This is a genomic window from Polaribacter sp. Hel1_85 (assembly GCF_000766795.1).
In the GTDB taxonomy this organism is placed as follows: Bacteria; Bacteroidota; Bacteroidia; order Flavobacteriales; family Flavobacteriaceae; genus Polaribacter.
In genome coordinates, this window is record NZ_JPDS01000002.1 from 186,177 (window position 1) to 199,595 (window position 13,419).

15 protein-coding genes are annotated in these 13,419 nt (G+C 28.5%); 5 read left to right on the forward strand and 10 right to left on the reverse strand.

The window, feature by feature from the left end; all coding sequences use genetic code 11:
- Positions 1–5 precede the first annotated feature (5 nt).
- The gene (locus tag PHEL85_RS08020) at positions 6–635 is read left to right on the forward strand and encodes a hypothetical protein (RefSeq protein ID WP_156109148.1); all 630 of its coding nucleotides are present in this window, start codon (positions 6–8) and stop codon (positions 633–635) included.
- 9 nt (positions 636–644) lie between these two features.
- Here the strand turns inward: PHEL85_RS08020 and PHEL85_RS08025 are convergent, their stop codons facing one another.
- Together PHEL85_RS08025 and glpQ are read right to left on the reverse strand one after the other, a co-directional pair.
- Positions 645–1,226, reverse strand: coding sequence for a hypothetical protein (locus tag PHEL85_RS08025; protein ID WP_052108505.1), 582 nt, complete (start codon positions 1,224–1,226; stop codon positions 645–647).
- Between the two features lie 96 nt (positions 1,227–1,322).
- Positions 1,323–2,297 carry a glycerophosphodiester phosphodiesterase gene (glpQ, locus tag PHEL85_RS08030; protein WP_036823673.1) on the reverse strand — a complete coding sequence of 325 codons (975 nt, stop codon included), beginning with the start codon at positions 2,295–2,297 and terminating at the stop codon, positions 1,323–1,325.
- Positions 2,298–2,345: 48 nt separating this feature from the next.
- On the opposite strand from glpQ, the gene PHEL85_RS08035 reads away from it, so the two are divergent.
- Positions 2,346–2,588: a hypothetical protein gene (locus tag PHEL85_RS08035; RefSeq protein WP_036823675.1), complete on the forward strand. Its 243-nt coding sequence runs from the start codon at positions 2,346–2,348 to the stop codon at positions 2,586–2,588.
- Here PHEL85_RS08035 and PHEL85_RS08040 read toward each other — a convergent pair whose 3' ends face one another.
- Positions 2,589–3,566 carry an endonuclease/exonuclease/phosphatase family protein gene (locus PHEL85_RS08040; protein ID WP_036823678.1) on the reverse strand — a complete coding sequence of 326 codons (978 nt, stop codon included), beginning with the start codon at positions 3,564–3,566 and terminating at the stop codon, positions 2,589–2,591.
- A gap of 252 nt (positions 3,567–3,818) precedes the next feature.
- On the opposite strand from PHEL85_RS08040, the gene hflX reads away from it, so the two are divergent.
- Positions 3,819–5,030, forward strand: coding sequence for a GTPase HflX (gene hflX, locus PHEL85_RS08045; RefSeq protein ID WP_036823679.1), 1,212 nt, complete (start codon positions 3,819–3,821; stop codon positions 5,028–5,030).
- Between the two features lie 128 nt (positions 5,031–5,158).
- On the opposite strand, the gene PHEL85_RS08055 is transcribed toward hflX, so the two are convergent.
- From PHEL85_RS08055 to PHEL85_RS08085, 7 genes are all read right to left on the reverse strand, one after another.
- Positions 5,159–6,274: a CNNM domain-containing protein gene (locus tag PHEL85_RS08055; protein WP_036823689.1), complete on the reverse strand. Its 1,116-nt coding sequence runs from the start codon at positions 6,272–6,274 to the stop codon at positions 5,159–5,161.
- An 88-nt stretch (positions 6,275–6,362) separates the two neighbouring features.
- Positions 6,363–7,310, reverse strand: coding sequence for a DUF3078 domain-containing protein (locus tag PHEL85_RS08060; RefSeq protein WP_036823691.1), 948 nt, complete (start codon positions 7,308–7,310; stop codon positions 6,363–6,365).
- A gap of 61 nt (positions 7,311–7,371) precedes the next feature.
- The gene (locus tag PHEL85_RS08065; RefSeq protein WP_036823694.1) at positions 7,372–8,238 is read right to left on the reverse strand and encodes a DUF3078 domain-containing protein; all 867 of its coding nucleotides are present in this window, start codon (positions 8,236–8,238) and stop codon (positions 7,372–7,374) included.
- Between the two features lie 9 nt (positions 8,239–8,247).
- Positions 8,248–8,757 carry a DUF2480 family protein gene (locus PHEL85_RS08070; RefSeq protein ID WP_036823696.1) on the reverse strand — a complete coding sequence of 170 codons (510 nt, stop codon included), beginning with the start codon at positions 8,755–8,757 and terminating at the stop codon, positions 8,248–8,250.
- An 89-nt stretch (positions 8,758–8,846) separates the two neighbouring features.
- The gene (locus PHEL85_RS08075; protein ID WP_036823703.1) at positions 8,847–9,167 is read right to left on the reverse strand and encodes an iron-sulfur cluster assembly protein; all 321 of its coding nucleotides are present in this window, start codon (positions 9,165–9,167) and stop codon (positions 8,847–8,849) included.
- A gap of 5 nt (positions 9,168–9,172) precedes the next feature.
- Positions 9,173–9,925, reverse strand: a complete 753-nt coding sequence (locus PHEL85_RS08080; protein WP_036823712.1) for a hypothetical protein — start codon at positions 9,923–9,925, stop codon at positions 9,173–9,175.
- 14 nt (positions 9,926–9,939) lie between these two features.
- A complete protein-coding gene (locus tag PHEL85_RS08085; protein WP_036823715.1) occupies positions 9,940–10,362 on the reverse strand; it encodes a SufE family protein in 423 nt (140 codons plus the stop codon).
- Between the two features lie 78 nt (positions 10,363–10,440).
- Here PHEL85_RS08085 and PHEL85_RS08090 point away from each other — a divergent pair, with 78 nt between their 5' ends.
- Together PHEL85_RS08090 and PHEL85_RS08095 are read left to right on the forward strand one after the other, a co-directional pair.
- Positions 10,441–11,367, forward strand: a complete 927-nt coding sequence (locus PHEL85_RS08090) for a PfkB family carbohydrate kinase (RefSeq protein WP_036823718.1) — start codon at positions 10,441–10,443, stop codon at positions 11,365–11,367.
- A gap of 74 nt (positions 11,368–11,441) precedes the next feature.
- On the forward strand, positions 11,442–13,340 hold the full coding sequence (locus tag PHEL85_RS08095; RefSeq protein ID WP_036823721.1) for an amidophosphoribosyltransferase: 1,899 nt from the start codon (positions 11,442–11,444) through the stop codon (positions 13,338–13,340).
- Positions 13,341–13,419 lie beyond the last annotated feature (79 nt).

Genomic DNA, 13,419 nt, shown 5'->3' on the forward strand with positions numbered 1-13,419 from the left:
ATATAATGATGAGAACAAATAGTTTTACTAACAATATGCGTTTAAAATCTGATGCTGAGTTAGAAACAATTCTAGAAGAAAAAAGCAAATATACAGACCAAGCACTACAAGCAGTTATTTGGGAGTTTGAAAACAGAAATTTAATTCACAAATCTGATGCTAATTATATAGAAATACCAACTGAAACTGAAGTTATAGATAGTGATCTTGAAAACAAAACATTAGATAAAAATGAAAGTCCTTTTGAAGAGTTAGTTCAGCCTTTTTTATATTCTAAAAAAACAATTCAAGGTTTTACAATTTTCTTTACAACCATTTTTGGTACTGTATTATTAATGAAAAACTTAAAAGAAATGAACAAACCTAAAGCAAGAATTCAAGTTCTTGTTTTCGGAATTTTTTATACTATTTTTTCTGCTGTAATCTTAGATTTACTTCCTAAATCATTTTTTATTACGCTCGTTTTTAACATGATTGGATATGCTGTTTTAATTGAATTCTTCTGGAATAAGCATTTGGGTAAGAATTTAAAATATAAGAAGAAACAAATTTGGTTGCCTCTAATTATTTCTCTTGCTATCTTATTTTTGATGCTATTTTTATTACAGTTTCTACCTCAAATTCAAGATGTTTAAAAACCTTTTTTAGAACCAAGGATCTTCATTGGTTTCTAATCTTTTTTGACTTTTCATTATGGTTTTAGAAGTCAACTCATTTTCACCAATTTGCAAACAACTGTATAATAGAAAAATTAGGTTTATTTTACTTTCTTCTAAAGCTAAAACTTTAATACTATTACTTTCAGAGAAAGACTCATCAATTTCAGCAATTTTGATGTTGTCTTTGTATATAGATTTTTTCTTTTTGTAGTGTACTTTTATTTCATAATTACCAGATAACAACTCAACTTTAAAAATAGTATTTCTAGTATTTTGTGATATTAAAATAGATTCACTACCAACATTTCTAGCAATTAAATACACCATTCTTAACCTCCAAAACTGAAATTTTTTAGTAACCGTATATACTAGCTTTTCATTTGCAGCATATATTTCTGCAAGCGTTTTACCAAACTCCATAAACCAAAAAGAACTAAATAAAACTTCTTGTTTTTCTGCCTCGAAAATTGCTAGTTGATTATTATCTTGAGATATATGATATTGTTTCAATTTCATAGGAATGAAAATAGTTTCATCAAATTTAGAATAAGTCTTTCTACTTGCCAATATTTTACAAGAAAAATATGATTAACTATTCGTAAAAAAACAAGGTTGATTTTAAAGGAATAATAAAAAGTAAAAATTGAAGTTTTGGTAAAAAATCTATTCTTTTAAGAAGTGAACCACCAAATCTGGAAAATCTGTAAAAGCGCCATCTACATTTGCGTCTATCAACAGTGTTTTCATCATTTCTTCAAAAGAAGAAAAGCCATCAAAAGAATCTGCTCTAAATGTATAAGGATGCACTTTTAAACCCAATTTATGCGCATCTGAAACCAAAGAAGTAAACTGCCATTTACCGTTTACTTTTTTATCGATAATTTGCGTATACCAAGGTCCAATTCCGTCTGCAAAAGTGGCTATATGTTCTAAATTTTTTACATCTTCTAAGAACTCTGTTAACTGAACTAAAAATAATTCTGATTTTAATTCTACACGAATTCGTTCTAATTCTATGGCATCAAAACACTGTAAAATACAATTATCTTTTTTTGTTTTGTATCCAAAATAAGACAAAATTTTTAATACAATTTCGGTTAAATTTTTTCCTTCTTTTTTATGAAAATCCGGCGCTTTAATTTCTGGATAAATTCCGATATTTTTATTTGTCGCAGCATTTAAACCTTGTATCAACTCTAGCTCTTCTTGTAAAGAGTGAAGTTTAAAATTCCCTTTTCCTTTCGGAAAACGTTTTGGGTATACTTGAACTCCTGTTTCAGGATTAAAACGTTCTGTAACTTGTAAGGTTTTTAACTCATCAAAAGTAAAATCTATTACATAAAATCGATTGTCTTTTCTATTTCTGTTTGGAAACTTTGTTGCAACATCTGTAACATCATCCAAATAAACATCATGAATAACTATAGGCACATCATCTTTACTTAAGACTAAATCTTGCTCAATAAAATGAGGATTCATTGCATGCGCCATTGCTTTAGACTCTAAAGTATGTTCTGGCAAATAACCTGAAGCACCTCTGTGTGCAATAACAATTTTTGTATTCATGTAAGATTCTTTTTTCTGTGAATTGCTAGAAATAGACAATAATCCTATCAAAAATAATAAAATTGATTTCATTTTAATGAATTTTAGATTTTAAAGATAGAACTTTTGTAATTTTGCAATATGAAATTAGCGTTAAAAATAATGTTTGTTATCTTTATTATTTGGATGATAACAGGAATGTATTTAGTAAATACTGAACATGAAAAAGCACAAATAGTAATGGGTTTAGGCGTGTTTTTCTTTTCCTTTTTATTTATGCCTTTCTTTATTTATTACAGATACAGAGATGGCAAATACAAGAAGTATGTTTTAAATGATGAGAAGTTAAAAAATGCTTTTAAAGATTTTGGAAAAGAAAAATAATTACTCTTCCTTTTTTAAGAACAAATACACAGGAAAGTGATCTGAAAATCCTCCTTGATACCAAGGACCAATATAAGTTCTAAACGGACTTCCTTTTAATTTTCCTTTAAAGATTTTTAGCCATTCTTTGTTAAATACTTCAGCATGTTTAAAATGATGTTTTTCTAATTCTGGCTGTAAAAAGTTTTTGGTAATGATTATTTGATCAAACAAATTCCATTTACTATTATAAGTTAAAGTACCAACAGCATCTCTATCTAACAACTTCTCCATCGGATTGTAAAAATCTTCAGTAACTAAATATTCTTTCACACTTTTACTTGTTGGATCATCATTAAAATCACCCATAATCATAATTTTTGCGTCGTAATTTCTTGCCTGAATTACCTCAACAATAGTTCTTGCTAATTTTGCTGCTTCAACTCTTTTGTACTCAGATTCTAAAGTTCCTTCTCTTCTAGAAGGCCAATGATTTACCAAAATATGAACCAGTTCTCCGTTTAAATTTCCATAAACAACCAAAACATCACGTGTATAATCTCTTTTGCCTTCTTCATCTTCTAAATACAATGGAAAATTTTCTGAACCCAACAATTCGAATAATTGTTTGTTATATAAAAGCGCAACATCAATCCCTCTATCATCAGGAGAATCATAATGCACAAAATCGTAATGATGTTTTCTTAAGTTTTTAGAATTTGCCAAATCAGAAACAACTTTAGCATTCTCTACTTCTACCAAACCAACAATTGCTGGGGCATGATGAGATTGTTTATTTCCTAGTTGAGAAATTACTGAACCTAATTTTTTAATTTTATCTCGATAACGTTTATTGTTCCATTTCTTTTTTCCATCAGAAGTAAAATCATCATCAAACGTAGTTGGGTCATCTACTGTATCAAATAAATTTTCTACGTTGTAAAATCCTATTGTAAAAATATCTTTACGTTGTTTTGAGGAAGAAAAAATTGATAGCATTTATGAATGTTTTTTATTAAACGTAAACTTAAGTTATTTTAATAACATACAAAAAACCTTTTGTTAATACCCTTTTTACATATCTCTTAATCATATAATCTAATTTTGCAGTGATTAAAATGAATACTTAACTAAAAACAAAAGCTATAAGAAAAAACTGTAAATGAATTTGAATTAATTATTAAAATCCTTAATTTTTATTGAGGATTTTTTTATGCTTTTACAAAGCAAAACTTTGTATTTTTGTAGCCTATGATAGATCAAAAAGAAGCAAAATCTGAAAAAGCGGTTTTAATCGGAATAATATCTCAGCAACAAGATGAAATTCAATCTACAGAATATTTAGATGAATTAGAGTTTTTAACAACAACTGCAGGTGGAGTTTCTGTAAAACGTTTTGTGCAAAAGATGGAAAGACCAAATCCTAAAACTTTTTTAGGAACAGGAAAATTAGATGAAGTAAAAGCTTACATAGAATCTAACAATATTGGTACTGCTATTTTTGATGATGAATTATCTCCTGCCCAATTACGTAATATTGAAAAAATTCTGGATTGTAAAATTTTAGATAGAACCAACCTAATTCTAGATATTTTTGCACAAAGAGCACATACAAGTTCTGCAAAAACACAAGTAGAACTTGCACAATGTCAATATTTATTGCCTCGTTTAACAAGACTTTGGACACACCTTGATAAACAAAAAGGAGGAATTGGAATGCGTGGACCTGGAGAAACCGAAATTGAAACAGATAGACGTATTATTAATGATAGAATTGTTCTTTTAAAGAAAAAGTTAAAAACTATTGACAAGCAAATGGCTGTGCAACGTAAAAACCGTGGAAAAATGGTGAGAGTTGCTTTAGTTGGTTACACCAATGTTGGTAAATCTACGTTAATGAACGTTATTAGTAAAAGTGATGTTTTTGCAGAAAATAAATTATTTGCAACTTTAGATACAACTGTTAGAAAAGTGGTCATTAAAAACATTCCTTTTTTAATGACAGACACTGTTGGTTTTATTAGAAAGCTACCTACACAATTGGTAGAATCTTTTAAATCTACTTTAGATGAAGTACGAGAAGCAGATTTATTATTACATGTTGTAGATATTTCTCACCCAAATTTTGAAGATCATATTGCTTCTGTAAATACAATTTTAGCCGATATAAAATGTGCCGACAAACCAACTTTAATGGTTTTTAATAAGATTGATGCCTATTCTCATGAAACAATTGATGAAGATGATATTGTTACAGAAAAAGGAAAGGAACACTACACGTTACAAGATTGGCAAAAAACTTGGATGAATGATAAAGAAGTAGAATCTATTTTTATTTCTGCTTTAAATAAAGAGAATTTAGACGATTTTAAAGAGAAAACATACCAAGAAGTAAAGAAAATTCACATTCAACGTTTTCCTTATAATGACTTTTTATATTATGAATATAAAGGGGAAGAATAAACTCTTAATAAATGAAAAGAAGAAGTAAAAAAATAATTGTAATCTTTATTATTTTGATTGTATTATTTTTAATTTGGGTTGAATTAGCTGTTGGAATTTTTGGTTCTCCTTTTGCAGGAAGCTAACTTTTACTCCTCTTTATTGTCCTCAATAATCCCCATTCTTTTAGCACGATTTTCCCAAGATTTTCTAGCATGTGCTTGCAAATCTGCAACAGAATCACTTTCGTCCATAATTTCTAAACCAAGTAAAGTTTCTATTACATCTTCTTGAGAAACTAACCCGCTAACAGAACCATATTCATCTACAACCAATGCAATATGTTCTTTTTCTTTGATAAGATTATCAAATAAATCTGGAATCGATAAATTTCTGTTAGTAATTATAATATCTCTTTTTATAGTTGCTAAAGACTCGCCTCCTTTTCCATTTATAATTGCTTCTAATAAATTGTCTTTTAAGAAATATCCAGAAATATTGTCTGGGTTTTCTGCAAAAACAGGAATCCTAGAAAAACGTAATGTTTTATGACTGTCGTAGAAAGATTTTATTGTTTGTTTTTCATCAGCCGTTTTTAAAACTGTTCTTGGCGTCATTACATCTTTTACCTTTATCTCTTTAAAGCCTAATAAATTTCTAATAACTTTACTTTCATTTTTTTGAAAAACGCCATCTTTTTCAGCCATTTCTGTCATCACCAAAAATCCTTCTCTACTTAAAATACTACCATGTCCTTTACCTCCTATTAACTTTGTTGTTAATTGTAAAAGCCATAAAATACCTGTCCATTTTAATGGAAAAATCATCACTTTTAAAGCTGCAGAAGTAAACTTTGCTAATTGTTTCCAATAGGTTGCTCCTATTGTTTTAGGTATAATTTCTGATGCTACTAAAATTAAAATCGTCATTATTGTAGAAACAACACCAACCATTACATCTTCTGTAATTTTAATACCTAATATTGTTTTAACTTCGGTTCCATACATTTCTGCATAAGCAACTTTTGCTTGTACACCAACCAAAATTGCACCTACAGTATGTGCAATTGTATTAATTGTTAAAATAGCAATTAAAGGTTTGTCTACATCTTTTTTTAAGATTTCTAATTTAGAAGCAAAATGATGTCCTTCACTCTTTTTTAAATTGATAAAAGTAGGTGTAATACTAAGCAATACTGCTTCTAGTATAGAACACAAAAATGAAAAGAAAATAGAAATAGTTGCGAAAATTATTAATAATGTCATCAATAAAAATTTAGAATGTAAAAGTAGTTAAAATAAAAAAACCTCAAGAACTTCTTCTTGAGGTTTTCTAAAAATATTATTCTTTTAATTAAAAAGCATAACTCATACCTAATAACCAGTAAGATTGTATTTTGTTATCTATATTGCTAAAAGATGGTGTAGCAGGAGCAGGAATAGCAGCTGTTGCATCATAATTTGCTAAAGCATTGTTTAAAGCTTCTTGTTTATTATTACGTAAACCTAATTCAAATCCAACTCCTATTCCTTTCCAAAGTGTATATCCTAAAGAGTTTGTCCAAGTCCAGTTAGATAAATCTCCATCTTTATAACTTTGAAAAATAGATAAGTTAGATTTTACACTGATGTTATTATGTTTAGCATTATAATCTGCTACAATTTTAGCACCTGGAGAAGAACTATAAATACTCTCACCAGAACTAAAAATAATATTGTAGTTAGCAGGATGCATAACAACAACTAATCTACTTGTTGGTGTCCAAGTTAAACCAACACCAATATCTAAAAATCCAGGATTATTAAAATTGTCTAATAAAGTTGTTCTGTATTCACCTAAAGCAGAAAGTGCCCATTTTTTATTTAATCTTTTACCATATAAAGAAGATAATGTAAAAACGTCTGTTGCAGTTTCAAAATTCCCACTATCTGTTGGGTCGTCTTTATCGTCAATTTTTACCCAACCAACGTTGATTGCTCCAGAGTTTCTCCAGAAAAATTTATCTTCGATAAGGTTTGCAAATCCATTTACAGTAATTCCAATATTACCAGCAGATGAATTTGGTTCGTTTTTAGAATACCAATTTTTAAAACCAGAAAGGTTACCACCAATTGTACCAAAAGCACCTTTTCTCCAACCTGGAAGTGCATCAATTTTTGCTTGTAAAGCATTTACTTCTCCTTGTAATTTTGCGATTTTTGCTTTTTTAGGAGCTTGTTCTTTCTTTAATTCTTCAGCTGTTTGTCCGTTTACCGAAAAACTAATAGATACCAATAAAAATAAGATTGATAATTTTTTCATTTTTTTTGTTTTTATTTTTAAACGTGCAACTATGCACTCTGTTCTTTAGACAATAAAATAATTAATAAGTCACTTTTTGATGAAAACTATAATTTAATCCTAAACCAAATAATTGTCTAAACTGCATTTTACTAGACGCATTATCATCAATTATACCATGAAAAGTCATGTGCATTTTAATATGCTTGTTCACTTTAAAACGAACATTTGTTTGATTCTCAATATCTATATTTTCAGGTTTTTCAAGATAATCAGAGTAAACTGCTAAAACATTTTCTACTTCAACATTTTCCATTAAACTAAATTTAAAATAACCTGCTAAATTAAATCCTAAACTAAATGCGGTATTTTTCCCTTCATCTACACCAAATTTTCCAGAAAAGAAATCACTAACCATTGTTAATCTTGCAGTAGCAGGAGCAATATTTATATTTAAATCATCAGATTTTTTCCACAACATTCCGGGTCCTAAACTTAAATATGCTGGTGATAAAAAATCTGAGACAGGTTCTCCTTCTGGAATTGTCTTATAATTATAACCTCTTGTATATTGTGTTTTAAAATTTACAAAATGAGAAAGGAACCAGTTTTTCCCAGACTTTATACCTAATAAAGAGTTTAATTCGAATCTATCATTAGTTTTCCTATACCCTTTTTCACTTAAATGACTTAAACCATAACCAGTTAAAATTCTGGTATCCCAGTTAATATTCTTTTTTTTGTAATTAAAATCGTAGTTAACATTAAGATCTCCAGCAATGGTATTTTCTCCACCAGAAGACCAATTTGTAAAAGATGACTGGTTAAACACAAAACCAAATCTACCATGGATTTTCCATTTAGGTTTAGGCAAAGTATCCTTTTTCTTTTTTTGAGCTATAAGGATTGACGAAAAAAGGATGAAAAAAACGATACAAATTCTTTTCATAATGGGGGATTATTTTTTTGATTTATATAATGGTACTGTTGAGCAAGCTTCACCAAACATGATAGATCTTGCAATTGGTTGTAATTTTTCTATTAAAAAAGCATAAGCAGAATTAGGTATTGGTTTATTTGCACATCCTTTTATAATTACAGGCGCATCAGCAAATTCTTTAAAATCTAAGAAACTAATCAGTTCTTGATAAATAACTGTTTCTAACAATTCTAAATTACCAATAACAACTTTATTTGCAAACGGAATTAATTCTGAAGCAACTAACATAAAAGCCCAAGAAGGAATAATTGCATCTACAGAACAAGTAATTGCTACAAAAGAATTTTTATATTGAGACCAATCATAATTTTTTACTGATGCTCTAAAATCTGTTTCTTTCAAAATTAACTCTTGAAACAACCAATCTTTTACATCAAACAAAACTCTTTTGCCTTCAGGATAAATTTCTTCTAAATCGAAAGTTTTAAGTTTGCTATTTGCAACTCTATTTATAATTTCTTCTGCCATTATTTTTTTAAGGTTCAAAGTCGCAAAGTTTTAAAGTTGCAAAGTTTTTACTTTTAACTCATCACTCAAAACTCAACATTAATAATTATTTACAGCATTCCTAATTCTAGTTTTGCTTCTTCACTCATCATATCTTGTGTCCAAGTAGGATCGAAAGTAATTTCTACTTCACACTCATTTATTTCTTTTAAAGTTTTTACCTTTTCTTCTACATCTACAGGTAAACTTTCTGCAACTGGGCAATTAGGTGATGTTAATGTCATTAATATTTTTGCATTGTTTTCTGCGGATACAAAAACATCGTAAATTAAACCTAATTCGTATATATCTACTGGAATCTCAGGATCGTAAATTGTTTTTAAAACATTTACAATTTTATCTCCTATTACTTCTAACTCTTTATCTGTCATTATTATTATTTATTATAAATGTAATTATCTGTGTAAGTATGGCTATTATTATTTTGTCCGTAATTTTCAGTAGCAACACTTTTTACTAAATAACCATCAATATCATATTCATTAACGAAATCAATACTACCTTGCAATGTACTATTTGAATAATTTTCTATTTTAATAGGATTATTAAAGTTAATATTTGCTTGATCTCTTATGAAAGGTTTTAAATATTCTATTCCTGATAATGGGTGATTTTTATCATCATAATAAGTAATGGTATATCTATTATTTGAACTTATTTCTTTTACACTATTATTAGATGAATTATATTCATATGTATATATTATACTAACACTAGAGTTAAAAGGATAAGTTTCTTTTTTAGATATTATTTGATTATTAGTATCATAATTATATTCATTAGATATAACTAAAACATTATTTTCATACCTTTTATATTTAGAGATATTACTACCTATATAATCATATTCTTCATAGGTATAAATATCACTATTTTCTTTTTGATCTATCCGTATGATTTTATCATTATCATAAATAATTTCTATTAAATAATCATCTCCCAAATCAATTTCAATCAATTTATTATTTTCATCATATAAGTATTTTGATGTTTCAATTTCTGAAGTCCCATCATCATGAATATTTTTTATTAATAATTTTGGGATAACAATCTTTTCTTCCTCATTCGATGAAGTACAAGAAGAAAATAAAAATATTAATGCTATAATTGATAAAAAAATCTTTTTCATATATATAATTTTTATTAGGTCAATTTAGTTTGTTGTGCTATTGCATACATTTTAATATACTTAATCATAGAAACTAAACCATTTGCTCTTGTTGGAGATAAATGCTCTTTTAAACCGATCTCATCAATAAAATCTGTATTTGCAGCTAAAATATCTGCTGGTTTTTGATTGGAATAAACGCGCAATAATAATGCCACAATTCCTTTCGTTAAAATTGCATCACTATCCGCAGAAAACTTAATAACACCATTTTCTAATTCAGAAAATAACCAAACTTTAGACTGGCAACCTTTTATTAAATTTTCATCTAACTTATTTTGTTCTTCTATAATTGGCAAAGATTTACCCAACTCTATAATATATTCATAGCGTTCCATCCAATCATCAAACATAGAAAACTCATCAATAATTTCTTCTTGTATTTCTTTGATAGTCATTTTTTAAACTTATTTTTGCGTTTTATTAAAAAAACTTTTTTGCAATTATCGTGCAAAATTACTGATTAAATTTAAGAAATGAGCAAATTATTAGCAGTTGGTACAGTTGCCTTTGATGCAATTGAAACACCTTTTGGAAAAACGGATAAAATTCTTGGTGGTTCTGGAACCTATGTAGGTTTAGCAGCAAGTCAATTTGGAGTAAAAACTGGAGTTGTTTCTGTTGTTGGAGGAGATTTTCCTGCTTCATACTTAGAAATGATGAATTCTAAAGGAATTAATACCGATGGAATTGAGGTAGATAAAGAAGGAAAAACTTTTTTCTGGAGTGGTAAATATCATAACGACATGAACTCTAGAGATACATTAATTACAGAATTAAATGTTTTAGAAACATTTACACCTGTTGTTCCTAAAAGTTTTAAAGATGCTGGTATTGTAATGTTAGGTAACTTACATCCATTAACACAAGCATCAGTTTTAGATCAAATGACAGAAAGACCAAAACTAGTAGTTTTAGATACTATGAATTTTTGGATGGATATTGCTCTAGATGATTTACATACTGTTTTAAAAAAAGTAGATGTAATTACTATTAATGATGAAGAAGCGCGTCAATTATCTGGAGAATATTCTTTAGTTAATGCAGCTAAGAAGATTCATGAAATGGGACCAAAATACGTAGTTATTAAAAAAGGAGAACATGGTGCTTTATTATTTAGTGAAGGAAATATGTTTTATGCACCAGCATTACCTTTAGCAGAAGTTTTTGATCCAACAGGAGCAGGAGATACTTTTGCAGGTGGCTTTTGTGGTTATTTAGCAAAAACAGAAGACATTTCTTTTAACAATATGAAAAACGCCATTATTTATGGCTCTAACTTAGCTTCTTTCTGCGTAGAGAAGTTTGGTACAGAACGTATGCAAGAACTTACAACAAATGAAGTTAAAGCGCGTTTGAAAGCTTTTAAAGATTTAACTCAATTTGACATAAAAGTATCTTAAATTAATCCGCGGATTTTACTGCGGATTTTTTATTACAACAACTACAACACAACAACAAAAAAACGACAACAATAATGAGTGATGCTATTAAACATGAATGTGGAATTGCACTTGTTCGATTAAAGAAACCTTTACAGTTTTACAAAGACAAATACGGCTCTGCCTTTTACGGAATTAATAAAATGTATTTATTAATGGAAAAACAGCACAATCGTGGTCAAGATGGTGCAGGTTTTGCCAGTGTAAAATTTAATGTAGAACCAGGAACAAGATATATTAGTAGAGTTCGCTCTAACAAAGCAACACCAATACAAGATGTTTTTGCTCAAATTAATGATCGTTTAAATGGTGTTTTAGAGCAAAATCCTGATAAAAAGGATGATGTTGCTTGGCAAGAAGAAAATATGCCATACATAGGAAACTTGTTTTTAGGACACGTTCGTTATGGAACTTTTGGTAAAAATAGTATCGAAAGCGTGCATCCTTTTTTACGTCAAAGTAACTGGAAACACAAAAATTTGATTGTTGCAGGAAACTTTAACATGACAAATTCTAAACAAATGTTAGAAGAATTGGTTGAGTTAGGTCAGCATCCAAAAGAATTTACAGATACGGTAACTGTAATGGAAAAAATTGGTCATTTTTTAGAAGATGAAGTTGGTAAACTATACCAAGAAGCTAAAAAAGAAGGATTTAATAAAAAAGATGCTTCTCCTTTTATAGAAGAAAATTTAAGCTTAAAAAAAGTCTTAAAAAGATCTTCTAAAAACTGGGACGGAGGTTATGCAATGGCTGGTTTAGTTGGTCATGGAGATGCTTTTGTTTTAAGAGACCCTAATGGAATTAGACCAACCTATTTTTATGAAGATGATGAAGTTGTTGTTGTAGCTTCAGAAAGACCAGTTATACAAACTGTTTTTAATGTAAAAATTGATGAAGTTCAAGAATTAAAAAGAGGTCATGCTTTAATTATTAAAAAAAGCGGAGTAACTTCAATTAAAAAAATTTTAGAGCCAAGAGAAAATAAAGCTTGTTCTTTTGAACGTATTTATTTTTCTAGAGGTAGTGATGCTTCTATTTATGAAGAGCGTAAAAATTTAGGGAAATTTGTATTTCCTAAAATTTTAAAATCGATAAATAGTGATATTTCAAACACGGTATTTTCTTTTATTCCAAATACAGCAGAAACGTCTTTTTATGGAATGACAGAAGCAGCTGAAGATTTACTAAATCAACAAAAAACAGCAAAAATATTAGCAGGTGTAGGTAAATTATCTGCCGAAAAGGTTACTGAAATTTTATCTGAAAGACCTCGTTTTGAAAAAATTGCCATTAAAGATGCTAAATTAAGAACTTTTATTGCTGATGATAGCAGTAGAGATGACTTGGTAGAACATGTTTATGACATTACTTATGGAGTTGTAAAACCAACAGATAACCTTGTTATTATTGATGATAGTATTGTAAGAGGAACAACTTTAAAGAAAAGTATTATCAGAATTTTAGATAGACTAAGTCCTAAAAAAATAGTAGTAGTTTCTTCTGCGCCACAAATTCGTTACCCAGATTGTTATGGAATTGACATGGCAAAAATTGATGCTTTTATTGCTTTTAAAGCAGCATTAGAATTGCTAAAAGACACCAATCAATATCATATTGTTGAAGACGTTTACAATAAATGTAAAAAGCAACAATCTAAAAACGATATCGAAATTGTAAACCATGTAAAAGAAATTTATAATCCTTTTAAAGCTGAAGAGATTTCTACAAAAATAGCAGAAATGTTAAAAACAGATGATATTAAGGCAGAAGTAGAAGTTATTTATCAATCTATAGAAGGCTTACACAAAGCGTGTCCAGATAATCTTGGAGATTGGTATTTTACAGGTAACTACCCTACTCCTGGAGGTAATAGAGTTGTAAACCAAGCTTTTATTAACTTTTTTGAAGGAAATAGTAAAAGAGCTTATTAAATTTTAGCTTATTGCCTTACATCCTTAAAAATAAAGAGAGTTTTAACGTCAGTTTATGTAGTTAAAATTACAACAGAAC